This is a genomic window from Pectobacterium nicotianae, assembly GCF_023272715.1.
GTDB classification, from domain to species: Bacteria; Pseudomonadota; Gammaproteobacteria; order Enterobacterales; family Enterobacteriaceae; genus Pectobacterium; species Pectobacterium brasiliense.
On the sequence record NZ_CP096821.1, the window covers coordinates 1,302,206 to 1,325,545 of the forward strand.

24 protein-coding genes are annotated in these 23,340 nt (G+C 53.6%); 20 read left to right on the plus strand and 4 right to left on the minus strand.

The features are described 5' to 3' along the window. Positions 1-10: 10 nt before the first annotated feature. From iscU to sseB, 8 genes are all read left to right on the plus strand, one after another. Positions 11-397 (plus strand): Fe-S cluster assembly scaffold IscU, encoded by a 387-nt coding sequence (gene iscU, locus MYB54_RS05720; RefSeq protein ID WP_005970177.1) that lies wholly within the window; start codon positions 11-13, stop codon positions 395-397. An 80-nt stretch (positions 398-477) separates the two neighbouring features. Continuing rightward, positions 478-801 carry an iron-sulfur cluster assembly protein IscA gene (gene iscA / locus MYB54_RS05725; RefSeq protein ID WP_014916217.1) on the plus strand — a complete coding sequence of 108 codons (324 nt, stop codon included), beginning with the start codon at positions 478-480 and terminating at the stop codon, positions 799-801. A 71-nt stretch (positions 802-872) separates the two neighbouring features. Then, positions 873-1,391 carry a co-chaperone HscB gene (hscB, locus tag MYB54_RS05730; RefSeq protein ID WP_010280080.1) on the plus strand — a complete coding sequence of 173 codons (519 nt, stop codon included), beginning with the start codon at positions 873-875 and terminating at the stop codon, positions 1,389-1,391. Between the two features lie 75 nt (positions 1,392-1,466). Beyond that, positions 1,467-3,317, plus strand: a complete 1,851-nt coding sequence (gene hscA, locus MYB54_RS05735; RefSeq protein ID WP_180773753.1) for a Fe-S protein assembly chaperone HscA — start codon at positions 1,467-1,469, stop codon at positions 3,315-3,317. A 1-nt stretch (position 3,318) separates the two neighbouring features. Further along, positions 3,319-3,654: an ISC system 2Fe-2S type ferredoxin gene (gene fdx / locus MYB54_RS05740; protein WP_005970171.1), complete on the plus strand. Its 336-nt coding sequence runs from the start codon at positions 3,319-3,321 to the stop codon at positions 3,652-3,654. A gap of 21 nt (positions 3,655-3,675) precedes the next feature. Further along, positions 3,676-3,876 (plus strand): Fe-S cluster assembly protein IscX, encoded by a 201-nt coding sequence (gene iscX, locus MYB54_RS05745; protein WP_010280073.1) that lies wholly within the window; start codon positions 3,676-3,678, stop codon positions 3,874-3,876. 214 nt (positions 3,877-4,090) lie between these two features. Beyond that, on the plus strand, positions 4,091-5,398 hold the full coding sequence (gene pepB / locus MYB54_RS05750) for an aminopeptidase PepB (protein WP_104209512.1): 1,308 nt from the start codon (positions 4,091-4,093) through the stop codon (positions 5,396-5,398). 52 nt (positions 5,399-5,450) lie between these two features. Beyond that, on the plus strand, positions 5,451-6,245 hold the full coding sequence (gene sseB, locus MYB54_RS05755; RefSeq protein WP_119870739.1) for an enhanced serine sensitivity protein SseB: 795 nt from the start codon (positions 5,451-5,453) through the stop codon (positions 6,243-6,245). Positions 6,246-6,281: 36 nt separating this feature from the next. On the opposite strand, the gene MYB54_RS05760 is transcribed toward sseB, so the two are convergent. The 4 genes from MYB54_RS05760 to MYB54_RS05775 form a co-directional block, all read right to left on the minus strand. Continuing rightward, the gene (locus MYB54_RS05760) at positions 6,282-7,070 is read right to left on the minus strand and encodes a MurR/RpiR family transcriptional regulator (protein ID WP_248721622.1); all 789 of its coding nucleotides are present in this window, start codon (positions 7,068-7,070) and stop codon (positions 6,282-6,284) included. A 40-nt stretch (positions 7,071-7,110) separates the two neighbouring features. Beyond that, the gene (gene sseA / locus MYB54_RS05765) at positions 7,111-7,980 is read right to left on the minus strand and encodes a 3-mercaptopyruvate sulfurtransferase (RefSeq protein WP_248721623.1); all 870 of its coding nucleotides are present in this window, start codon (positions 7,978-7,980) and stop codon (positions 7,111-7,113) included. 103 nt (positions 7,981-8,083) lie between these two features. Then, complete coding sequence (locus MYB54_RS05770; protein WP_039515544.1) at positions 8,084-9,445, minus strand: 6-phospho-alpha-glucosidase; 1,362 nt, start codon at positions 9,443-9,445, stop codon at positions 8,084-8,086. Between the two features lie 13 nt (positions 9,446-9,458). Then, positions 9,459-11,039, minus strand: coding sequence for a PTS transporter subunit EIIC (locus MYB54_RS05775; protein WP_048257353.1), 1,581 nt, complete (start codon positions 11,037-11,039; stop codon positions 9,459-9,461). A gap of 358 nt (positions 11,040-11,397) precedes the next feature. On the opposite strand from MYB54_RS05775, the gene ndk reads away from it, so the two are divergent. The 12 genes from ndk (at position 11,398) to MYB54_RS05835 (ending at position 23,321) form a co-directional block, all read left to right on the plus strand. Continuing rightward, on the plus strand, positions 11,398-11,826 hold the full coding sequence (gene ndk / locus MYB54_RS05780) for a nucleoside-diphosphate kinase (protein ID WP_010280064.1): 429 nt from the start codon (positions 11,398-11,400) through the stop codon (positions 11,824-11,826). A 241-nt stretch (positions 11,827-12,067) separates the two neighbouring features. Continuing rightward, positions 12,068-13,324 (plus strand): dual-specificity RNA methyltransferase RlmN, encoded by a 1,257-nt coding sequence (rlmN, locus tag MYB54_RS05785; protein ID WP_248721624.1) that lies wholly within the window; start codon positions 12,068-12,070, stop codon positions 13,322-13,324. A 230-nt stretch (positions 13,325-13,554) separates the two neighbouring features. Beyond that, complete coding sequence (gene pilW, locus MYB54_RS05790) at positions 13,555-14,310, plus strand: type IV pilus biogenesis/stability protein PilW (RefSeq protein ID WP_010280058.1); 756 nt, start codon at positions 13,555-13,557, stop codon at positions 14,308-14,310. Beyond that, positions 14,300-15,298 carry a cytoskeleton protein RodZ gene (rodZ, locus tag MYB54_RS05795; protein WP_248721625.1) on the plus strand — a complete coding sequence of 333 codons (999 nt, stop codon included), beginning with the start codon at positions 14,300-14,302 and terminating at the stop codon, positions 15,296-15,298. The genes pilW and rodZ overlap by 11 nt, the downstream gene beginning before the upstream one ends. A gap of 40 nt (positions 15,299-15,338) precedes the next feature. Then, complete coding sequence (gene ispG / locus MYB54_RS05800) at positions 15,339-16,460, plus strand: flavodoxin-dependent (E)-4-hydroxy-3-methylbut-2-enyl-diphosphate synthase (protein WP_039274788.1); 1,122 nt, start codon at positions 15,339-15,341, stop codon at positions 16,458-16,460. Positions 16,461-16,597: 137 nt separating this feature from the next. Beyond that, on the plus strand, positions 16,598-17,872 hold the full coding sequence (hisS, locus tag MYB54_RS05805) for a histidine--tRNA ligase (RefSeq protein WP_010280049.1): 1,275 nt from the start codon (positions 16,598-16,600) through the stop codon (positions 17,870-17,872). 13 nt (positions 17,873-17,885) lie between these two features. Further along, positions 17,886-18,506: a YfgM family protein gene (locus MYB54_RS05810; RefSeq protein WP_010280046.1), complete on the plus strand. Its 621-nt coding sequence runs from the start codon at positions 17,886-17,888 to the stop codon at positions 18,504-18,506. Between the two features lie 10 nt (positions 18,507-18,516). Next, the gene (gene bamB, locus MYB54_RS05815; RefSeq protein WP_010280044.1) at positions 18,517-19,698 is read left to right on the plus strand and encodes an outer membrane protein assembly factor BamB; all 1,182 of its coding nucleotides are present in this window, start codon (positions 18,517-18,519) and stop codon (positions 19,696-19,698) included. Between the two features lie 142 nt (positions 19,699-19,840). Continuing rightward, a complete protein-coding gene (der, locus tag MYB54_RS05820) occupies positions 19,841-21,328 on the plus strand; it encodes a ribosome biogenesis GTPase Der (RefSeq protein WP_119870735.1) in 1,488 nt (495 codons plus the stop codon). A gap of 127 nt (positions 21,329-21,455) precedes the next feature. After that, complete coding sequence (locus MYB54_RS05825; RefSeq protein ID WP_119870734.1) at positions 21,456-22,415, plus strand: AEC family transporter; 960 nt, start codon at positions 21,456-21,458, stop codon at positions 22,413-22,415. A 235-nt stretch (positions 22,416-22,650) separates the two neighbouring features. After that, entirely contained in the window at positions 22,651-23,094 is a 444-nt protein-coding gene (locus tag MYB54_RS05830) for a cupin domain-containing protein (protein WP_014916202.1), read from the plus strand. Between the two features lie 2 nt (positions 23,095-23,096). Continuing rightward, positions 23,097-23,321, plus strand: a complete 225-nt coding sequence (locus tag MYB54_RS05835; protein ID WP_248721626.1) for a zinc ribbon domain-containing protein — start codon at positions 23,097-23,099, stop codon at positions 23,319-23,321. Positions 23,322-23,340 lie beyond the last annotated feature (19 nt).

The following is a 23,340-nucleotide window of genomic DNA, read 5'->3' on the forward strand; positions in this document are numbered from 1 at the left end:
GACGACTATCATGGCTTACAGCGAAAAAGTAATTGATCACTATGAAAATCCACGCAACGTGGGTTCATTTGATAACGCCGATCCTTCTATCGGCAGCGGCATGGTCGGCGCGCCAGCGTGCGGCGATGTGATGAAGTTGCAGATAAAAGTCAACAATGAGGGTATCATCGAAGATGCCCGCTTCAAGACGTACGGTTGTGGTTCTGCCATTGCCTCCAGCTCGCTGGTTACAGAGTGGGTAAAAGGCAAATCGCTGAATGAAGCTGAAGCGATTAAGAACACGCAGATTGCCGAAGAGCTTGAGCTACCGCCAGTGAAGATTCACTGCTCCATTCTGGCGGAAGACGCTATCAAGGCAGCGATTGCGGATTACAAAAGTAAACGCGACGCGCAGTAATCTCTGCGGCTGAACTCGGCGAGGCACCGTTTCTTGCGGTGCCTGTTCCCGTCGAGGTGGCGAACGATCGAGGTAACAGTATGTCGATTTCTCTGAGCGAAAGTGCGGCACAACGCGTGAACGCTTTCATCGCAAACCGGGGTAAAGGCCTTGGACTGCGTCTTGGCGTACGAACATCCGGCTGTTCCGGTATGGCGTATGTGCTGGAGTTTGTTGATGATTTGAACGACGGTGATACGGTCTTTGAAGACAAAGGCGTAAAGGTCATCGTGGACGGCAAAAGTCTGGTCTATCTTGACGGAACCGAGTTGGATTTCGTCAAAGAAGGGCTGAACGAAGGCTTTAAGTTCAATAATCCGAACATTTCCGGCGAATGTGGTTGCGGCGAAAGTTTCAACGTCTGACCTCTCTTGGGTAGTGAGCGTGCAATCGGTTAATGGCAGGCGTTGCTACCCAGAACTCCCAGAGTACCACTATGGATTACTTTACGTTATTCGGGCTGCCGATTCGCTATGATGTGGATGGCGGCCTGCTTGCATCCCGTTTTCAGGATTTGCAACGGCAGTTCCATCCTGACCGTTATGCTGCCAGCCCAGAGCGTGAGCGCATGCTGGCGGTGCAGCAGGCGGCGACGATCAATAACGCCTATCAGGCGCTCAAGCATCCGCTAAGGCGCGCGGAGTACATGCTGTCGCTGCACGGTTTTGATGTGAACAACGAACAGCACACGATGAAGGACACAGCATTCCTGATGGAACAGCTGGAACTGCGTGAAGAATTGGACGCGATCTCGCAGCGATCGGATGCCGATGAGGCGCTGACGGCCTTTGCCGAGCGATTGCAGGCAACGATCGTTAAGCGCCGTTCGCATATGCGTGATGAACTCGATAATGAGACGTGGACAGACGCCGCAGATACCGTGCGCAAGCTACGCTTTTTAGACAAGCTCCAGCAACAGGTTGAAGAACTCGAAGAACAATTGCTGGACAGATAACTGGTTAATCCGGCGGGTAACCCGATGGTGATTGCCATACGGTTTTTTTCGCCAGCCAATTGATGGAAGCTCAATATGGCCTTATTACAAATTAGTGAGCCTGGCCTTAGCGCCGCACCGCACCAGCGTCGTCTGGCTGTCGGTATTGATTTAGGCACCACCCATTCTCTTGTTGCCACCGTACGCAGCGGTGAAGCTCAGACGCTAGCGGATAGCGATGGGCGCGACCTGCTGCCCTCGGTTGTTCACTATCGTCACGATGGTCACAGCGTCGGCTGGGATGCACGCGACAATGCTGCCCACGATCTGGAAAATACCGTCAGCTCAGTCAAACGCCTGATGGGGCGTTCTCTGGACGACATTCAGCAGCGCTATCCGCATTTACCGTATCGCTTTCATGCCAGCGATAACGGCCTGCCGCTGATTCAGACCTCGGCTGGCAATCTCAATCCTGTACAAGTCTCGGCGGATATTTTGTCCGCGCTGGCTGCGCGTGCGGAAGCGGCGTTAGGCGGCGTGCCGGATGGTGTAGTGATTACCGTTCCCGCCTATTTCGATGATGCACAGCGTCAGGGCACCAAAGACGCGGCGCGTCTTGCCGGGCTGCACGTCTTGCGCCTGCTCAATGAACCAACCGCGGCCGCGATTGCCTACGGGCTGGATTCCGGTAAAGAGGGCGTGATCGCCATTTACGATCTGGGCGGTGGTACCTTTGATATTTCCATTCTGCGCCTGAGCCGCGGCGTTTTTGAGGTGCTGGCAACGGGCGGCGATTCTGCGCTGGGCGGTGATGATTTCGATCATCTGCTGGCGGAGTGGCTGCGTGAGCAAGCGGGCATTCACGATCGTGACGATCGTCAGTTAGATCATGCTTTTCGCCACGCGGCGGTGAAGGCTAAAGTTGCACTCAGCAGCGCCGAGTCGGTGCGTGTGGATGTTGCAGGCTGGCAGGGTGAGATCACCCGCGAGCAGTTTGATTCGCTGATTGCTGCGCTGGTGAAACGTACGCTGCTGTCGTGCCGTCGCACGCTGAAAGACGCGGGGCTGACGCCAGAAGACGTGCTGGAAGTGGTGATGGTGGGCGGATCGACGCGCGTTCCACTGGTGCGCGAACAAGTCGGAACGTTTTTTGGTCGTACACCGCTGACGTCGATCGATCCAGACAAGGTTGTCGCTATCGGCGCGGCGATCCAGGCGGATATTCTGGTGGGCAACAAGCCAGACAGCGAAATGTTACTGCTGGACGTGATCCCCTTGTCGCTGGGGTTGGAGACGATGGGCGGGCTGGTGGAAAAAATCATTCCGCGCAATACCACGATCCCGGTTGCCCGCGCACAGGAGTTCACCACCTTCAAAGACGGCCAGAGCGGCATGATGATCCACGTCTTGCAGGGCGAGCGCGAAATGGTGGCGGATTGCCGCTCGCTTGCGCGCTTCTCACTGCGCGGCTTGCCACCGCTGCCTGCCGGCGGGGCACATATTCGCGTGACCTTTCAGGTTGATGCAGATGGCCTGCTGAGCGTCACGGCGATGGAAAAATCGACGGGCGTCGAGGCTTCCATTCAGGTGAAACCGTCATACGGTTTGAGCGATACGGAAATCGCCACGATGATCACCGATTCGATGCTGAATGCGAAGGAAGATGTCGGGGCACGTCGTCTGGCAGAACAAAAAGTGGAGGCGGCACGCGTGCTGGAAAGCTTGCAAAGCGCGCTGGTGGCTGACGCCGAGTTATTGAGCAATGATGAAAAAGGCATCATTGTCGCGGCATCCGAACATCTGCATACGATGATGCAGGGAAGCGATCCCGTGGCGATTGAAGCCGCGATTAAAACAGTCGATCAACAAACCCAGGAATTCGCCGCCCGTCGCATGGATGCCTCTATCCGTCGCGCGCTGGCAGGCCATTCTGTGGATGAGGTGTAACATGCCTAAAATAGTCTTTTTACCGCATCAGGATCTGTGTCCTGAAGGGGCGGTTTTGGAAGCGGAACGCGGTGAAAGCATTTTGGAAGTCGCCCTGCGTAACGGTATTGACGTTGAGCACGCCTGCGAGAAATCCTGTGCCTGCACCACCTGCCACTGCATCGTGCGCGAAGGCTTCGACTCGCTGGCAGAAAGTACAGAAGAAGAAGACGACATGCTGGATAAGGCCTGGGGGCTGGAGCCGGAAAGTCGTCTGGGCTGCCAGGCGCGTATCGCCGGGGACGACCTGGTCGTCGAGATCCCGCGCTATACGATCAACCACGCGCGCGAGCATTAATCTGCAGAGGGAGCAACCGTTATGGGATTAAAATGGACAGACAGCCGGGCTATCGGCGAAGCGCTTTACGACCAGTTTCCCGATCTCGATCCGAAAACCGTCCGTTTCACGGATATGCACCAGTGGATCTGTGAACTGGATGAGTTTGACGATCGGCCTGATGCCTCCAATGAAAAAATTCTGGAAGCGATCCTGCTGGTCTGGTTAGATGAAGCTGAATAGCACGATGACGGGGCTGCCTTGGGTGGCCCGTTTTATTCTCGTGCCAAAATTCGTAACATTTGCATGTCATGATGCACCGTTTATTTATCTGCAAACCGAGTATTTATAAGCGAGAGCGTTTATAAACACGTATTGAGAAGCAGAACGTCTGTAAATATGAACATCACCTGCAAACATGAAACGTGGCAGGAATACCTATTATCGGAGAAGCACTATGACGAACAATACCATGCTGATTTCACTCTCCACTCAACCTGCTGACGCGCGCTGGGGAGAAAAAGCGACGCTGAGTGTGAATGAGCAGGGTTTTACCATTCATGTAGGGGCGTCCCTGAATGGCAAAGCTGCACTGGCGGTGATCCAACGTGCTGCCCGCAAAATTGATGGGCAGGGGATTAAACACGTTCAGTTAGCCGGTGAAGGCTGGGATCTGGCAAACAGCTGGGCATTCTGGCAGGGGTATCGCGGGCCGAAAGGGCAAAGAACGGTTGAATGGGCGGAACTGAACGACGCTGACAAGAAAGAGCTGAACGATCGCCTGAAGATCGTGGACTGGGTGCGTGACACCATCAACCTGCCTGCTGAAGATCTGGGGCCAGAGCAACTGGCGACCCGCGCAGTCGACCTGCTGTGTGACGTTGCCTGTGATGCTGTCAGCTACCGCATCACCAAAGGTGAAGATCTGCGTGAGCAGAATTATGCTGGTCTGCACACGGTGGGCCGCGGTTCTGAGCGTCAACCAGTGCTGCTGGCGCTGGACTATAACCCGACGGGTAACGCGGATGCGCCCGTGTTCGCCTGTCTGGTAGGTAAAGGGATTACGTTTGATACCGGCGGCTACAGCCTGAAGCCTAGCAGTTCCATGGATTCCATGAAATCAGACATGGGCGGTGCAGCCACGCTGACGGGCGCGCTCGCGCTGGCGGCGGCTCGCGGTTTGCAACAGCGTGTGAAGCTGTACCTGTGCTGTGCAGACAACATGGTGAGCGGTAATGCATTCCGACTGGGTGACATCATTCGCTACCGCAACGGTAAAACGGTTGAAGTCATGAACACCGATGCGGAAGGGCGTCTGGTGCTGGCGGATGGCCTGATCGATGCCTCCGAGCAAAATCCACAGTGGATTATCGACTGCGCAACGCTGACGGGTGCGGCAAAAATGGCGCTGGGTAACGACTATCACGCGCTGTTCAGCTTCGATGATGAGCTGGTGGCGGCATTGCAGGAAAGCGCGACAGAAGAAAACGAGCCGTTCTGGCGTTTGCCGCTGGAAGAATTCCACCGCAGCCATCTGCCGTCCAGCTTTGCGGATCTGAACAACATTGCCAGCGGCGCACACACCGCCGGTGCCAGCACGGCAGCGGCTTTCCTGTCGCACTTTGTGAAAAATTACCAGCAAGGCTGGCTGCACATTGACTGTTCCGCGACGTACCGTAAAGGCGCGGTAGATCAGTGGGCGACGGGCGCAACGGGACTCGGCGTACGCACGCTGGCGAATCTCCTGCTGAGCAACGCCAAGTAGTCGGTTCAGGTCTTAAAGCGTCGGTTTTTAACGTAATCATGTTGAGGAAAGTATGGAGTTTTCGCCACGTAATAAACTGGAAGAAGTGCTGATTCTGGCTGCAACAGAGCCAGCGCATCGTCCTGAATTTTTCAGTGAACTGATGGAAGCCACGGTGTTTGTGCTGGGCAGTACCGATGACGGGGATGAATCCGGTGAGGTGGTATTGCATGCGGGCAGTAATGTGAACATTCAGCACTGGGAAAAAGACGATGGTTCATCCGCCATTCCTTTCTTCTCTTCTCTGGAAGCATTGCAGAGCGTGATTGAGGAAGAAGCCGCTTTTCTGGCCCTGCCGACACGTTCGCTGTTTGAAATGACGCAGGGTGTCACGCTGTTCCTCAACCCTAAGCTGCCGTATGGCAAAGAGTTTTTGCCACAGGAAATTGAACATATTCTGTCTGGCGAAGGTAACGGTTTTGTTCAGCAGCGCGTTGTTGAAGAAGAGATGCAGGTCGTACTGAGCCAGCCAGCCGAGATGCCAGCGCAGATGATTGATTCCCTGACGCAGCTGTTTACCAAACATCGCCATGTAAAACGGGCGTTTTTGGCACAGATTCAGGAACCGGGCGAAGAGCAGCCGCACCTGCTGATTGGGATTGATGCCGATCAGGACGAGGAAGTCATCATCCGTGAAGCGGGCAGCGTCGCCAGCGACACTTTACCGGACGAGCGTCCTGTCGATCTGTGTCTGGTAAAGGAAGGCGAATCGGGTATCAGTCATTATATGATTAAGCACACCACGCCGTTCTACGAGCGCAAGTGGGGGAGTTTCCTGAGGGAGTTTAAGGGAAGCGGTAACGCCTGATACCGGGTGTATAAATTTGATACAGGCAACGGCGGATTACGATCTTTCCGCTGTTGCCTGCAATAGCAGTAGATCGATCAACATCACCAGATTCGATTCAAATGAGCTAATCTCACCGGCTTCCGCCGCATAGTGAACCGCATCATCGTAGAGCCGGAAGTGCAAATCGGCTAACTCGCCTAATGAATTCAACGACGCACGGGTAAACGCGATCACCTTCATGCCAATGTTTTTGGCGATACGCGCCTTATCCAACACCTGCTCGGTTTCCCCACTGCGGGAGATGGCGATAAACACCTGATACTTTGGCGCATTATTGAGAAAAATGCCTCGGCTGTCTCCTAATCCGGAAGAGAAGGCATCTTTCCCCAGCACCTGTAGTTTCTTCGCCAAATATTCAGCAAACAGATGGGAAAACCCTGCGCCGTACAGGAAAAAATGGCTTTCCTGTCGCAGGATAGCGCTGAAAGCGGCTCTATCCTGATGGCTAATGTAGGCAAACGTGCGCTGATAATTGTCGACAAAATGCTGGAAAGCATCGGGAAGCGAAGCGTCATTGGGCGTAACGACAGGCGAGGGAGCCAGACGTGGATGCTCCGTGAGCAGCGTTTTGCAGTGATAAATGAATTCACTGTAGCCGCTAAAGCCGATTTTCTGGCACAGCCGCATGATAGTCGCCGTGGAAACATAGGTTTTCTGCGCCAGCTCCCGCACCGTGATTTTGCCTATCAGCGATGAATGGTCGGCGATAAAAGCCAGCACGCGGTATTCCGCGCGCGTCAGCACCTGACCGTGCTGCATTAAAGACGCCAGCCGATTATCCACCTGCTACCCCTGATTGACGGCAATAAAACACGGAACGGAACTAATCACGCTCAATTGGGACATCATCGCGGCTCCCCCAATCGCTCCATGATCCGTCGTACAGCGTCACATTCGGGACATTTAACTGCGTCAGCGCCAGCACGACGACAGAGGCCGTTACGCCGGAGCCGCAGCTGGCGACGATGGGACGAGTAAAATCGACCCCGTGTTTATGCAGAATGGTCGCCAGTTCGGCATTAGGCTTCAGCGCACCGTTACTTACCAAATCAGTCCACGGCACGTTCAGGCTACCGGGAATGCGACCGCGATGCAGGCCGGGACGCGGTTCATCCACCTCGGCGTTAAAACGGGGAGCGGGGCGGGCATCGACAATCTGTTCTGATTTATCCCGGCTGATGGAAAGCATGTCATCGCGTGAGCGAATGGCATTTTCATCCAGCGTGGCGTGGAATGTGGTCGGTTTAGGTGTTACATCACCCTGTTCCAATGGCAAATTCTGTGCTGTCCAGCCCGCCAGACCGCCGCTCAGGATCGAAAGTGATGTCGCACCGAAGGTGTGCAGCATCCACCACGCACGCGGTGCGGAGAAGAGATTGCCTTCGTCGTAAATCACCAGATGCTGCTGGTTATCGATCCCCAATTCGCCCATCGCGCGTGCGAAGTCTTCGCGAGTCGGCATCATATGTGGCAAATCGGTGCTGTGATCGGACAGCGTTTCAATATCAAAAAAAACCGCGCCAGGCAGATGACCGGCGCGGTATTCGGCATGAATATCACGGGTGCTGTTGCCCGGCGGTAGCATCCGGGCGTCGATGAGCGTGATGCTGCTGTCATTCAGGTGGCTGGCAAGCCAGTCTGCGGAAACAAACCGCTCATGAGAAACGGGCAAATCAGAAGACGATGCTGACATAGATCCTCCACGTTGAGGCCGACGAATTCGACCCCGAATCTATCATTGATGTGCAATGATAGATTCATTGTCAGCGATTTTCCCTCATCCGACAAGTCGCAGATTATTGGGCAATACCGTCTCTATATGCTTGTTTTAATTGCGGCCAGTAATCCTGATTGGCTTCAATCATCTCGTCCAGAATGGCTTTGGCGTGCTGCATTGTCGGCACGGTTCGGTTCAGAGTAAATGCCTGCAAGGCCTTCTCGTAGCTGCCTTCCAGCGTGGCTTCCACCAGCAGCTGTTCAGACGCCAACTGCTGTTCCAGCAAGGCACGATGGAACTGCGGGACATTCCCCATCCGCACCGGTTCTGGACCTTGCGCGGTGATATAAGCGGGCACTTCCACCATCGCATCGTAAGGCAGATTGGCGATGGCACCTTTATTCTCGACGATCACCAGATGACGCTGGCGCAGATCGAACGCCAATGAACAGGCGACATCAACGATGAAGGAGCCGTGCACGCCAACGTGGAACGCGTCCGACAGAATCCCCGTTTCCTTGTAGCTGGCGGCGGCCGCAAACAGCTTTTTCTCACGCCCGTCCATCACTTCATTGGCGCGCGTATAGTCAGGATCCTGATGCTCCACGATCTGATTCGGCATCAGGTAGTACTGCAAATACGGATTCGGCACGAACTCTGGGAAATGATCCATGACGGGTTTGATGTTGCGCCAGGTTTTCACCCACGACGGATCGGCGTGCTGCGGATCGGTATCGGCGGCATCGGCAGTCAACAGGCCATAGCGGGCGATGTGCTCGCGCAGCTCTGGCATACGATCGACGCCGTCGACCAGCACGCGGGTAAACCAGCCAAAGTGATTCAGCCCAAAATAGTCCACCGTGATGTCGTGACGATCGACGCCCAGCACGGCAGCGATGTTACGCATCGCGGCAACCGGCATGTCGCAGATATTCAGCACGCGGGCGTTAGGACGCAGGCGGCGCACGCCTTCGGCAACAATCGCGGCCGGGTTGGAGTAATTGACGATCCATGCCTCTTTGTGCGCGTAGCGTTCAACCAGATCGATCAGCTCAGCCATCGGCAGAATGGTGCGTAGGCCGTAGGCCAGCCCGCCGGGGCCACAGGTTTCCTGCCCGACGACGCCGTGGCGTAGTGGGATTTTCTCGTCCTGTTCGCGCATCTTGTACTGGCCGACGCGCATCTGGGCAAAGACAAAGTGGGCACCGCTAAACGCGGTCTCCGCGTCGGTTGTGACGGTAAAGACAATGCTGTCACTGTGGTCGCGAATCACCTTTTCCACCACCGGCGCGATGATATCCTGCCGCGGGCCGTCGATGTCATACAAACGAATCTCCGCCAGCGGGAAATCCGCGAGACGTACCATCAGACTCTTTACGATGCCTGGGGTATAGGTGCTGCCGCCGCCGGCAATGGTCAGAATGAATGGGGGGGTCGTCATGGTCAGTCTCCTGTTAAAGCGCGTTTTCAACTGCTTCGCGTATCGTTTTGACGTGAAGTCCGTAAACCACCTGTACGTTGTTACCCTGTCGGATAACGGCTTTCGCACCGGTGTTCTTAAGCTGTTGTTCGTCTACCAACGCCGGGTCGATGAGCGTGACCCGTAGGCGGGTGTAGCAGTTATCCACCACCTCGATATTGGGTTTGCCACCCAGCCCGGCGATGATGGTGGCACCCACAAGTTGGGCATCGCCTTTCACCGAGTCCTGTGTTTTTGCCGGATTCTCGGCCTTGGCCTGATATTCGGTTTTGGAATACAGTCGCGTCTCTTCCTCATCGGTTTCACGCCCGGGGGTTGGCATGTCGAAATACAGAATCAGGAAGCGGAAGACGAAGAAGTAAATCACTGACATAGTCAGCCCGACCGCGATGTACATCGGCCAGTTGGATTTCTCGATGCCCAGCGGCAGGTTATAAAGCAGGAAGTCAATGACGCCGTTGGCACCAATCGCATGCACGCCCATAATGGAGAACAGCATCATCCCTATGCCGGTCAGTACGGCGTGGACGGCAAACAGCATCGGGGCGACGAACAGGAACGAGAACTCCAGTGGTTCGGTGACGCCCAGTAAGAAAGAAGTAAATGCAGCCGGAATCAGAATAGCTTTGGCGGCCAGCCGTTTTTCGGGTTTCGCTGTCACATACATCGCCAGCGCAGCGGCCGTCAGACCAAACATTTTACTGATACCGCGCGCGTCCCAGACTACGGTGGAACTCAGCTGTTTGACGTCCTGACAGGCCATTTCAGCAAAATAGATGTTACGTGCGCCCTGATAGAGCTTGCCGCACACTTCTGCGGTGCCACCCAGTTCGGTGTACAGGAACGGGGTATAGACCAGATGATGTAGCCCGGTGGGGATCAGTACGCGTTCCAGAAAGCCATAAATCGCGATGCCAACAGGGCCCGCACCTTTGATAGCGAAGGCGAGCCAGGTAATGCCGTGTTGAGCAAACGGCCACAGGGCGCTCATCGCAAAGCCCAGCGCTATCGCCAGCGGAATAACCAGAATGGCGACGAAGCAGTGGCCGGAATAGATCGCCATCACGCCGTTAAATTGTTTACTGGAATAACGGTTATACAGATAGCCTGCGAATCCGCCGATCAGGATACCGGCGAAAACCCCCATTTCCAGTACTTGAACGCCCAGCACCATACCTTGCCCTGCGGCGCGCATCTCTGCGGCTGGTACGAGTTTGCCCTGTAATTGCAGCGTGATATTCATGGCGTTAATAAAGATGATAAACATCACCAGACCAATCAGCGCAGCGTAGCCCTTATCGCGTTTCGCCAGCCCGATCGGGATCCCTACGGCGAACACCAGCGCCAAATTAGCCAGAATCGCCACGGCAGATTTGGAAACCAGTTGACCAAAATCCTGAATCAAAGGGTGGTTAAGTAAAGGGACATAACCCGCTAGATTGCCGTTACCGAACACATTCCCAAATGCGATGAATAACCCGACAATCGGGAGTATCAGCACCGGCCCATATAGGGACTTGCCGAAATTTTGCAATGCATTGACCGCTCTTTTCATTATCAGCCCTCTTACTGGCCATTATGGTGGGTACAGCAGCAGGCTAGCAGTGAATGACAAAGAAATTCCAGTTATCTTGTTGTTTTAAAAACAAATAACCTATAACGTTACAAGTAACCTTCAGAACTGTGATCGCCGATGATTTGTTACATTCAGTATGGGGGCGGTGGGAAACGAAAACGTACGAGGCGTAATCGTTAATGAAGGGAAAACGAGAGGTAATATTTTTTTAATAAAATGTTATCTACTTGGTAGGCAACAAAGGCCGCTACCCCTATAATTTGCGCCACTTTCACTGGCCGGGTATACAATTCTTATAATCCGGCTGTAATCTGACAGTTTAGTTAATGAGGTCAATATGACGATAGAACGTACCTTCTCCATCGTAAAACCTAATGCGGTTGCTAAAAATGCCATCGGTGCGATTTACGCACGCTTTGAAAGCGCAGGTTTTACCATTGTTGCGGCTAAAATGCTGCGTTTGAGCCGTGAACAAGCGGAAGGTTTCTACGCTGAGCATAAAGGCAAGCCGTTCTTTGATGGCCTGGTCGAATTCATGATGTCTGGCCCGATCATGGTGCAGGTGCTGGAAAGTGAAAATGCCGTCCAACGTAACCGTGACATCATGGGTGCGACTAACCCAGCAAACGCACTGGCGGGCACGCTGCGTGCTGATTACGCGGACAGTTTCACGGCGAACGCGGTACACGGTTCTGATTCTATCGAATCCGCTCAGCGTGAAATCGCTTATTTCTTCAGCGATGACGAAATCTGCGCACGCGCGTAATATTGCGCGTGATAAACAGGTTAGCGCGTGTGATGTTGCTTCTTTTTCGTTGCGTTAATGCGCCGTGTCGACGTAATGACACAGAAAAAAAGCGGTGATGGTAGCTTACCTGTTTTAAACTTTGTACAATGCTGCGCCCCGGATGAGCCTGCTCTTATCTGGGGCGTTTCTTTGGTCATAACCATCGAATTCAACCTTCTTTTTAGCGCCATAACGTGTAATAACGAGGCCAGGATTGACAATGTCTAAGCAAATCGCGTCTGAAACCGTCGTGTCTGAAACGACGGCATCTAACACCACAGTATCTAACACTACCGTATCCGAGCAAACCGTGTCCGAATTCTCTCCGGCGTCTGCTGATGCCTCTCAATCCGTTAAAGCCAGTGCGGAAAAAATCAACCTGTTGGATCTTAACCGCCAGCAAATGCGTGACCTCTTCATGTCGATGGGAGAGAAACCGTTCCGCGCCGATCAGGTCATGAAGTGGATTTATCACTATTGCTGTGATGACTTCAACCAGATGACGGATATTAACAAAGTCTTCCGCAGCAAATTGCAGGAGATCGCTGAAATTCGCGCCCCTGAAGTGGTGGATGAACAGCGCTCTTCCGATGGCACCATCAAGTGGGCGATTCTGGTGGGCGGTCAGCGGGTTGAAACGGTTTATATTCCAGAAGAAGATCGCGCCACGCTGTGTGTGTCGTCTCAGGTAGGCTGTGCGCTGGAATGCAAATTCTGTTCAACGGCGCAGCAGGGCTTTAACCGTAACCTGCGCGTATCGGAAATCATCGGTCAGGTGTGGCGTGCGGCGAAGATTATCGGTGCGTTTAAAGTTACCGGTCAGCGTCCAATCACCAACGTCGTGATGATGGGCATGGGCGAACCGCTGCTGAACCTGACTAACGTCGTGCCGGCGATGGAAATCATGTTGGATGACTTCGGCTTTGGTTTATCCAAGCGCCGTGTGACGCTGTCCACGTCAGGCGTGGTGCCTGCGTTGGATAAACTGGGCGATATGATCGATGTTGCGCTGGCGATTTCTCTGCATGCACCGACCGACGACATCCGCAACGAAATCATGCCGATCAACAAAAAGTACAACATCGAGACGTTTCTGAGCGCGGTACGTCGCTATCTGGAGAAATCCAATGCGAATCAGGGACGTGTTACCGTTGAGTATGTGATGCTGGATCATATCAATGATGGCACCGAACACGCGCATCAACTGGCTGAATGCCTGAAAAATACGCCGTGCAAGATCAACCTGATTCCGTGGAACCCGTTCCCGGGCGCGCCGTATGGCCGCAGCTCAAACAGCCGCGTTGACCGTTTCTCCAAGGTATTGATGGAGTATGGCTTCACGACGATCGTACGTAAAACCCGTGGGGATGATATTGATGCCGCCTGCGGTCAGCTAGCGGGTGAAGTCGTAGACAGAACCAAACGTACGCTGAAGAAGAAATTGGCCGGCGAACCTATCGCGGTGAAAGCGGTCTGATAACAAATGGGCGTGGGTTAACGTGAAGCGCTAACCCGACGTCGTCCGCTGAGGTAATTTGCAGGGCAAAAGTGAGCAAATTGCGAGGCGTGCCGCGTTGTTGTAAGGTCCGACTGCCACTCTGTTCATATTCAGGTAACCTCGCTGGTCAGGATGTCTGGCAAAGACGACAAGGCGAGGGTGCAGGGATGGCAAAGCCACTATCACAGAGACTTTCTTTATGGCAGAGAATGTCTTTATCACAGGGAAAGCATTGGCTGAGTGGCCTGTTCGCGGTGCTGTTGCTGGCGGGGTGTGTGAAATCGCCTCAGGAGACGACCAATCCAGCGGTTGCCCAAACTCGCTTGCAGTTAGGGTTGACCTATCTGGCGCACAATAATCTGGATTCGGCTCGGCAGAATCTTGAGAAGGCGGTTGCGATTGCTCCGCAGGATTATCGAACACAATTGGGGATGGCGCTTTACGAGCAGCGGATAGGTGAAAATCGTCTGGCTGAACAACGTTATCAACATGTGTTAAACATGGCGCCGGAAAATGGCAGCGTCATGAATAATTACGGTGCGTTTCTGTGTAGTTTAGGGCAGTATGTAGCGGCTCAGCGACAGTTTAGTGCGGCTGCACAACTTCCTGATTACAGTCAGGTTGCTGATGCGTTGGAAAATGCGGGATACTGCTTTTTCAATGCTGGACAGACTGAAGACGCGCGCAATTTATTAAGTCGGGCGCTGAAGTATGACCCGACGAAAGGCAGTGCCTTGCTGGCGGAAGCAAACAAACAGTTTGCTTCCGGGAAAAATGAGCAGGCGCGGCTGCTGCTTGATGTTTATCAGCATAGTCTTCCGGCCAGTGCCGAAAGCTTATGGTTACAGATTCGTTTCGCCGCGTTAGCGGGCCATGATGGCGATAAAGAACGTTATGGCAACGTGCTGGCGCGAAGTTTTCCACAATCTAAACAGTACCAGCATTTCTTAGCTAATGAATACTGAAGCCACCCAAGATACAACAGAAGCAAAACTACCCGGCGAACGTCTGCGTGAGGCGCGTGAACGCCTTGGGCTAACTCAGCAAACTATTGCTGAGCGTTTGTGCCTTAAAATCACCACCGTTCGTGATATTGAAGACGGTACGACGCCTGCCGATTTAGCGCCGACTTTTCTGCGCGGTTATATCCGTTCTTATGCCAAGCTGGTTCATTTACCCGAAGATGAACTGCTTCCCTCTGTGGATAAACAGGCCATACCTAAAACGATCTCTGTTTCGCCGATGCAGAGTTTTTCGCTGAAAAAAAGCCGCAAAAAGCGTGATGGCTGGTTGATGACAATCACCTGGCTGGTCGTGCTGGTTGTTCTGGGGCTAACGGGGGCATGGTGGTGGCAAAACCATCAGGCTCAGCAGGCGGAAATCAACAGCATGGTCGATCACGCTAGTTCGATGCAGGCACAAACGGAAGGGCAGTCCGTTCCGCTAATGGACAATAGCGCACCGCAGGAAACGGCAACGCCGGATTCTGCTACGGCACCGGTTTCTACACCAGTCGACCTTTCAGCCACTGGAACGGAGACACCGTCAACGCCTTCTTCTGCCTCTACACCGTCTGCTGCACCTTCCAGCCAGTCACCTTCACACGCGAACGCCACACAGCCGCAGGCTGCGGGTAATGCATTATTAGGTGCTGGAGCTGTAGCTCCCGCTGCGGGCACGGTAGCGGAAACCAATCCAGCCCCTGCTGCTCATGCATTAGTGATGACGTTCACGGCCGATTGCTGGCTGGAAGTCACCGATGCCAGCGGTAAAAAACTGTTCAGCGGCATGCAGCGTAATGGTGGCACACTGAATCTGGATGGTCAGTCACCCTATAAACTGAAAATCGGTGCACCTGCTGCGGTACAGATTCAATTTCAAGGCAAGCCGGTTGATTTAAGCCGCTTTGTGCGCAGCAATCAGGTTGCACGCCTGACGCTGACCGCAGAATAACGTGTTGTTCAGGTAAGACTGCAATGTTGGAGATGAAGTAATGCATAACGCTGCACCCATAACCCGTCGAAAATCAACACGAATTTACGTCGGCAAGGTGCCTGTTGGTGATGGTGCGCCGATTGCTGTGCAATCCATGACCAACACCCGAACCACCGACGTTGAAGCAACCGTCAACCAAATCAGAGCGCTGGAACGTGTTGGCGTCGATATTGTCCGCGTTTCCGTACCAACCATGGACGCGGCGGAAGCTTTTAAGCTTATCAAACAGCAGGTGAATGTCCCGCTCGTCGCTGACATCCACTTTGACTACCGCATCGCGCTGAAAGTCGCGGAGTACGGCGTCGACTGTCTGCGTATCAACCCCGGTAATATTGGTAACGAAGAGCGTATCCGCTCGGTTGTCGACTGCGCACGTTACAACAATATCCCGATCCGCATTGGCGTTAACGGCGGTTCGCTGGAAAAAGATTTGCAGGAAAAATACGGTGAGCCAACGCCGGAAGCGCTACTGGAATCAGCGATGCGCCATGTCGATATTCTCGACCGCCTGAACTTCGATCAGTTTAAAGTCAGCGTTAAAGCCTCGGATGTTTTTCTGGCCGTGCAATCCTATCGCCTGCTGGCAGCGCGTATCGATCAGCCTCTGCACCTCGGTATCACCGAGGCCGGTGGCGCACGTAGCGGCGCGGTAAAATCGGCTATTGGCCTCGGTCTGCTGCTGTCTGAAGGTATTGGCGACACATTGCGTATCTCGCTGGCGGCCGATCCGGTTGAAGAAGTGAAAGTTGGCTTCGATATCCTGAAATCACTGCGCATTCGTGCGCGCGGAATCAACTTCATTGCTTGCCCAACCTGTTCCCGTCAGGAATTTGACGTGATCGGTACGGTGAACGCGCTGGAACAAAGACTGGAAGATCTCATCACGCCGATGGATGTCTCGATTATCGGCTGTGTGGTAAATGGTCCGGGCGAAGCGCTGGTGTCCACCATTGGTGTAACGGGTGGGCACAACAAGAGCGGCTTCTATGAAGACGGCGTGCGGCAGAGAGAGCGCTTTGATAACGAACAGATGATCGATCAGTTAGAAGCCAAGATCCGCGCGAAAGCCTCCATGATGGACGAAAATCAGCGTATTACCGTCAATCTGGTAGATAAGTAACTCTGACGGCGTGACGGTCTGCCGTCACCCGCCTAATTCACGATTCCTGAACCCGATGGGGATGCCCCGCATTGAAGATGCGACGACAATCCCTCTATAATCGGGTTTATTTTTTGAAAAACGCATAGAGAACTGACGTGGCAAAAAATATTCAAGCCATCCGTGGCATGAACGATTACCTGCCAGCCGAAACGGCATTGTGGCAGCGTATTGAAAACAGCCTGAAACAGGTGCTCAGCGGCTACGGCTATAATGAAATTCGTTTGCCGATTGTTGAGCAAACGCCGCTGTTTAAGCGCGCTATCGGTGAAGTGACCGATGTCGTCGAAAAAGAGATGTATACCTTTGACGATCGCAACGGCGATAGCCTGACTCTGCGCCCGGAAGGGACGGCTGGCTGCGTCCGCGCCGGTATTGAGCACGGTATTCTCTATAATCAGGAACAGCGACTGTGGTATGTCGGCCCGATGTTCCGCTACGAGCGTCCGCAGAAAGGGCGCTATCGCCAGTTCCATCAGTTGGGCTGTGAAGTGTTTGGTCTGCAAGGGCCGGATATTGATGCCGAACTGATCCTGATGACAGCCCGCTGGTGGCGTGTGCTGGGCATCGCAGATCATGTGAAGCTGGAACTGAACTCGATTGGTTCGTTAGACGCGCGTGCGCGCTATCGCGAAGCGCTGGTGGCGTTCCTCGAACAGCATAAAGATCAGTTGGATGAAGACTGCCTGCGTCGGATGTACACCAATCCGCTGCGCGTTCTGGATACGAAGAATCCGCAGATTCAGGAACTGCTGAACGATGCGCCAGTGCTGACGGACTATCTGGATGACGAATCACGTGCACACTTTGAGGCACTGGGTGAACTTTTAACGCAGTCCGGCATCCCATATACCGTTAATCCGCGTCTGGTTCGTGGTTTGGATTACTATAACCGCACCGTATTTGAGTGGGTGACGACCAGTCTGGGCGCACAGGGCACGGTCTGTGCCGGTGGGCGTTATGATGGTATGGTTGAACAGTTGGGCGGACACGCGACGCCGGCGGTTGGTTTTGCAATGGGTCTGGAGCGTCTGGTGCTGCTAGTGCAGTCTGTGAACCCGGATTTCAAAGCACAGCCGAGCGTGGATGCTTATCTGATTTCTTCCGGTACGGGAACGCAGGTTGCGGCAATGCAGCTGGCGGAGAAATTACGTGACGCGCTGCCGCAGTTGAAACTGATGACCAACTACGGTGGTGGCAACTTTAAGAAGCAGTTCGCTCGTGCTGATAAATGGGGCGCACGCGTCGCATTGGTATTAGGCGAAAATGAAGTGGCGGCCGGTCAGGTTGTGGTTAAAAACCTGAGCAATGGCGAGCAGGATACATTGGCACAGGCCGACGTCGCATCGCGGCTGGCAACGTTACTGGATTGAGGAGAGAGACACCGTGGAAGTCTATACCACAGAGAATGAACAGGTTGATGCACTACGTCGTTTCCTCGCGGAGAACGGAAAGGCGTTAGTTGTCGGTGTTGTGCTAGGCGTCGGCGCACTGGTTGGCTGGCGTTTCTGGCAAAGCCACCAAAATGACAGCGTAATGGCGGCATCTTCATCTTATCAGCAGGTGACGGAGCAATTGGCCGAAGGTAAAGCCGACGCGATTACGGCAACCGAGAAATTTACAGCTGAGAATAAGAATACCTATGGCGCGCTGGCTTCTCTGGAACTGGCTCGTCATTACGTTGATCAGAAAGATTTTGCTAAAGCAGCGCAGCAGCTGGTACAGGCGCAGTCTCAGACTAAAGATGCCGACCTGCTGGCCGTGGTGAATCTGCGTCTGGCGCGGGTGCAGCTGCAGGAAAATAAAGCGGATGACGCGCTGAAAACGTTGGATGCCATCAAGCTGGAAGGCTGGGCATCACAGGCTGCGGAAGTGCGTGGTGATATTCTGGTGAGCAAAGGGGATAATCAGGCTGCGCGTGATGCCTACAACAAAGGGTTGTCTTCCAATCCATCGCAGGCACAGCAAGCGTTACTGCGTATGAAACTGAATAACCTGTCCAGCTAAGAGGAATTCCATGCAATTGCGTAAAACACTTTTGGTAGGACTGGTTTCTGTTGCCCTGCTGAGCGGATGCTCGCTGTTTAACAGCGAAGAAGATGTTGTCACTATGTCTCCACTGCCGCAGGTGGAAAACCAGTTCACGCCAACTAAGGTGTGGAACAGCTCGGTTGGGAGCGGGATTGGTGAGTTTTACTCCAATCTTCACCCCGCATGGCAGGATAATCGCGTTTTTGCGGCCGATCGTCGTGGCACCGTGAAAGCGATGGATCTGAGTGATGGCAAAGAGATTTGGCGCGCGGATCTGTCAGAGAAGACTAATTTCTTCTCCCGCAATAATCCAGCGCTGCTGTCCGGCGGCGTAACGGTTTCTGGTAACCATGTCTATGTCGGCAGCGAAAGGGCGCAGGTCTATGCGCTGAATGCGGAAGATGGTACGCCAGTATGGCAGACCAAAGTGGCTGGTGAAGCGCTGTCTCGCCCTGTCGTCAGCGACGGCGTGGTGCTGATTCACACCAGCAACGGTATGCTGCAGGCATTGAATGAAGCCGATGGCGCAATTAAGTGGAGCGTCAATCTGGATATGCCGACGCTGTCTCTGCGCGGTGAGTCTGCCCCGACAACCGCATTTGGTGCGGCGATTGTGGGTGGTGATAACGGTCGTGTGAACGCCGTGATGATCAATCAGGGTCAGCTCATTTGGCAACAGCGTATTTCACAGCCGAGTGGCGCAACTGAAATCGATCGTCTGAACGATGTCGACACCACGCCAGTGGTCGCGGGCGAAGTGGTTTATGCGCTGGGTTACAATGGCAACATGACCGCGCTGGATCTGCGTTCTGGTCAGGTTCTGTGGAAGCGTGAACTGGGTTCAGTACATGATTTCATTATTGACGGCGACCGCATCTATCTGGTCGATCAGGACGATCGCGTTGTTGCATTGAATACCAACGGCGGCGTGAGCCTGTGGCGTCAAAGCGATCTGCTGCACCGTAACTTAACGGCTCCGGCGCTGTATAATGGTTATCTGGTTGTCGGCGATACAGAAGGGTATCTGCACTGGCTGAATACGGCGGATGGTCGCTTCGTGGCGCAGCAAAAAGTGGATAGCTCCGGCTTCCTGAGCAAGCCTGTGGTTGCCAGCGATAAGCTGCTGATTCAGGCGAAAAACGGTGATGTCTACGCGTTCACTCGCTAAGTAACCCGTATCAATTTGGAGCACAGCGTTTTGGGTGTGCTCGTATAACGGCTCCTGACATTATCAGGGGCCGTTTCGTCTTTTTATCGTCAGCGAGTATTTCGCTGTAACGTATTGAAATATAAGTAATGAGGTTGTAACAATGATACCTGTCGTCGCGCTGGTCGGGCGCCCGAATGTGGGGAAATCCACGCTATTTAACCGCTTAACGCGCACTCGTGATGCATTAGTGGCGGATTTCCCTGGGCTGACTCGTGACCGCAAGTATGGTCGTGCAGAAGTGGAAGGGCATGAATTTATTATCGTCGATACCGGTGGTATCGATGGCACCGAAGACGGCGTGGAAACGCGCATGGCGGGCCAATCGCTGGTCGCGATTGAAGAAGCGGATATCGTGCTGTTCATGGTGGATGCACGCGCAGGGTTGATGCCTGCGGATGAAGGCATTGCCAAGCATCTGCGCAGCCGCGAAAAGACGACCGTGCTGGTCGCTAACAAAACCGATGGCCTTGACCCGGACATGGTCACAGCGGATTTCTACTCGCTCGGAATGGGCGAAGTGTACGCGATCGCGGCGTCTCACGGCCGTGGCGTAACGTCGCTGCTGGAAACGGTTCTGCTGCCGTTTGTACAGGATGAAATAGAAGAGCCGATCGAGCTAACCGAAGAAGAAGAGAACGCGGCTTATTGGGCAGCGTTAGAAGCAGAAGAGCAGGCCAGCGAAGAAGAAGCAGAAGACGATTTCAATCCTGAAGATTTGCCGATCAAACTGGCGATTGTTGGGCGTCCGAACGTGGGTAAATCCACGCTGACGAACCGTATTCTGGGTGAAGAGCGCGTGGTGGTGTTCGACATGCCCGGCACGACGCGTGACAGTATCTACATCCCTATGGTGCGCGACGAACGTGAATACGTTCTGATTGATACCGCCGGGGTGCGTAAGCGCGGCAAAGTAACGGAAACGGTAGAAAAATTCTCTGTCATCAAGACATTGCAGGCGATTGAAGATGCCAACGTAGTCCTGCTGGTTATTGATGCGCGCGAAGGTATTTCCGATCAGGATCTCTCGCTGTTGGGCTTTATCCTCAATAGTGGGCGCTCACTGGTGATCGTGGTGAACAAGTGGGATGGCCTGTCGCAGGAAGTGCGTGAGCAGGTGAAGGAGACGCTGGATCTGCGTCTCGGCTTTATCGATTTCGCCCGTATTCACTTTATTTCTGCGCTACACGGTAGCGGCGTGGGCAACCTGTTTGAGTCGGTAACCGAAGCCTATTCTTGCGCCACTCGTCGCGTCAGTACGGCTATGTTGACCCGTATCATGCAAATGGCATCAGACGATCACCAGCCGCCGCTGGTGCGCGGTCGCCGCGTGAAGCTGAAATATGCGCACGCCGGCGGTTATAACCCGCCGATCGTGGTGATCCACGGGAATCAGGTGAAAGACCTGCCAGATTCCTACAAGCGCTACCTGATGAACTACTATCGCCGTTCGCTGGAAGTGATGGGTACGCCGATTCGTATTCAGTTTAAAGAAGGGGAAAACCCCTTTGCGGACAAGCGCAACACGCTGACACCAAACCAGCTACGCAAGCGTAAGCGTTTGATGTCGCATCTTAAAAAAAGTAAGTGATTTATTTACGGGGCGAATAGCGATATTCGCCCCGTTTTGTTAGAGACGAAACGAGCGTCGTTAACAAAACAAACCATTTTTAATAAAACGACCATTTTAACAAAACAAGTAGTCATCAAGGAAAGTCATGTCCTGGGAAACCTGGAGTTTTGCGTTCAACGTCACGATGCCCAATTTATTGATGTTGTTTATGGGTATCGCGTTGCGCAAACTCAATCTGCTAAATGATGCGTTTTGTGATACGGCAATGCGGGTGGTGTTCAACGTTTCTCTTCCCTGTCTGCTGTTTTTCAGTGTTGCCAGTAATCAACAGTCTTTTGTAAGCCAGTGGCCGCTGGTGGTTTATGGCACAGTCGGAACATTGGCAACATTTCTGCTTCTGGAGTTTGCGGCGACGAGGCTAGTTAAGGATCCGAAGGAACGCGGCATCTTCGTACAAGGCGGGTTCCGGTCGAATACTGGCGTGATGGGGCTTGCTTTTGCCATGAGTGCCTATGGCGATGAAGGCATTGCTGTTGGCTCGCTGTATTTGATGGTGACGGTCATTATGTTTAACGCGCTGTCTGTCATTACGCTGACGCGCAGCTTGCAGCGACAATCGCCCGAACAGAAGATTCCGGTAAGCCAACTGCTGCGGGGTATTGTGACCAACCCGCTGATTATTGGCCTACTTCTGGGGGCTGCCTATGGGCAAAGCCAACTGCCGATGCCGGGTGTGATTAAACAAACGGGCGGTTTTATTTCCTCCATGGCGCTGCCGCTGGCATTACTCTGTGCGGGTGCCAGTCTGGAGTGGCGTAGTATGTTCCGTTCGTCCAATGTTGCCGTGCTTTCTTCTGTGGCGAAGGTATTCGTTGTGCCTGGGTTACTCACGCTGGGCGGATGGCTTGTTGGTTTCCGCGGTGTTGAGCTGGGAATCATTTTTCTATTTTCTTCAACGCCAACCGCAGCAGGTAGCTATGCGATGACGCGGGCGATGGGGGGAAACGCGACGCTTGCGGCTAATATCATTGGGCTGACAACGGTAGGGGCCTTCTTTATGATTGCGCTGGGGCTCTACTTTTTACGTTCACTGGGCGTGATTTAGCGCGGGCGTGGAGAGCGGCTTGTTCGAGAGTATTCATGGTGACGACCTTCTGTAATCAAGCAAAAGTCTTCGGTAATCAAGCCAAAGTCAGCGGGTTTCATCATGTTTCCTGATGTGTTTCAGCGCTGGTGGCTCCTGTTGCAGTAAGTGACAGAGTCTTACGTCTTGTCTTTTGGCTGACAGAACAGGAATTTGATAGCGTACTCTTGGACAGTCTTCTTCCTGAGGCGCAGTGATGAAAACAAAGCATTCTGAGCGGGACGTATATTGCCAGCGGATTGCCCCGCAGGCCCAGTATCAGGGCAAACAAGGCTTGGTTTATTCGGTTGGGATTTCACGCGAGACGGTGGGGGCTCAACATCTTCATATGCAGTTAGCGTGGATTCCACCGCGTTCGCAGGGAAAGGCGCATAAGCACGAACATCACGAAACGGCAATTTACGCGCTAAGCGGCATTTCCTGCATGTATTACGGGGAGCAGCTTGAAAACTGGATTGAATTACCCGAAGGCAATTTCCTCTATATTCCTGAGAACGTCCCGCATTTGCCCTATAATCCCAGTGACGATGTCGCCGTGTTGGTGATTTCCCGTACTGATGCCAACGATCAGGAAAGTGTGGTTATGCTGCCGGAATTGGACAGAAATGTGCTGCCTGAACGTGGTGAAACGAGAGGATAAACATGGAAGCAAATTGTCCGAGCTGTGATCATCCTCTGGCCTGGAAAAGCGGTGCGCGGTTTCAGTGTACTGCCTGCCAGCAGGATTATCTGCGTGAGGCTGCGTGCCCTGAATGTAAGCACTCGCTTCAGGAACTGAAAGCCTGCGGTGCGGTGGATTACTTCTGCCAGCAGCACGGGATGATTTCCAAATGGCAAGTCGTGTTCAGCTACGCGCCTGCCGATTAAATCCATTATTACTCAATCA

Excerpts from the sequence above, each read along its gene's own strand:
- iscU (WP_005970177.1), top strand. The coding sequence starts at position 11 with ATGGCTTACAGCGAAAAAGTAATTGATCACTATGAAAATCCACGCAAC.
- iscA (WP_014916217.1), top strand. The coding sequence starts at position 478 with ATGTCGATTTCTCTGAGCGAAAGTGCGGCACAACGCGTGAACGCTTTC.
- hscB (WP_010280080.1), top strand. The coding sequence starts at position 873 with ATGGATTACTTTACGTTATTCGGGCTGCCGATTCGCTATGATGTGGAT.
- hscA (WP_180773753.1), top strand. The coding sequence starts at position 1,467 with ATGGCCTTATTACAAATTAGTGAGCCTGGCCTTAGCGCCGCACCGCAC.
- fdx (WP_005970171.1), top strand. The coding sequence starts at position 3,319 with ATGCCTAAAATAGTCTTTTTACCGCATCAGGATCTGTGTCCTGAAGGG.
- iscX (WP_010280073.1), top strand. The coding sequence starts at position 3,676 with ATGGGATTAAAATGGACAGACAGCCGGGCTATCGGCGAAGCGCTTTAC.
- pepB (WP_104209512.1), top strand. The coding sequence starts at position 4,091 with ATGACGAACAATACCATGCTGATTTCACTCTCCACTCAACCTGCTGAC.
- sseB (WP_119870739.1), top strand. The coding sequence starts at position 5,451 with ATGGAGTTTTCGCCACGTAATAAACTGGAAGAAGTGCTGATTCTGGCT.
- sseA (WP_248721623.1), bottom strand. The coding sequence starts at position 7,980 with ATGTCAGCATCGTCTTCTGATTTGCCCGTTTCTCATGAGCGGTTTGTT.
- MYB54_RS05770 (WP_039515544.1), bottom strand. The coding sequence starts at position 9,445 with ATGACGACCCCCCCATTCATTCTGACCATTGCCGGCGGCGGCAGCACC.
- MYB54_RS05775 (WP_048257353.1), bottom strand. The coding sequence starts at position 11,039 with ATGAAAAGAGCGGTCAATGCATTGCAAAATTTCGGCAAGTCCCTATAT.
- ndk (WP_010280064.1), top strand. The coding sequence starts at position 11,398 with ATGACGATAGAACGTACCTTCTCCATCGTAAAACCTAATGCGGTTGCT.
- rlmN (WP_248721624.1), top strand. The coding sequence starts at position 12,068 with ATGTCTAAGCAAATCGCGTCTGAAACCGTCGTGTCTGAAACGACGGCA.
- pilW (WP_010280058.1), top strand. The coding sequence starts at position 13,555 with ATGTCTTTATCACAGGGAAAGCATTGGCTGAGTGGCCTGTTCGCGGTG.
- rodZ (WP_248721625.1), top strand. The coding sequence starts at position 14,300 with ATGAATACTGAAGCCACCCAAGATACAACAGAAGCAAAACTACCCGGC.
- ispG (WP_039274788.1), top strand. The coding sequence starts at position 15,339 with ATGCATAACGCTGCACCCATAACCCGTCGAAAATCAACACGAATTTAC.
- bamB (WP_010280044.1), top strand. The coding sequence starts at position 18,517 with ATGCAATTGCGTAAAACACTTTTGGTAGGACTGGTTTCTGTTGCCCTG.
- der (WP_119870735.1), top strand. The coding sequence starts at position 19,841 with ATGATACCTGTCGTCGCGCTGGTCGGGCGCCCGAATGTGGGGAAATCC.
- MYB54_RS05825 (WP_119870734.1), top strand. The coding sequence starts at position 21,456 with ATGTCCTGGGAAACCTGGAGTTTTGCGTTCAACGTCACGATGCCCAAT.
- MYB54_RS05830 (WP_014916202.1), top strand. The coding sequence starts at position 22,651 with ATGAAAACAAAGCATTCTGAGCGGGACGTATATTGCCAGCGGATTGCC.
- MYB54_RS05835 (WP_248721626.1), top strand. The coding sequence starts at position 23,097 with ATGGAAGCAAATTGTCCGAGCTGTGATCATCCTCTGGCCTGGAAAAGC.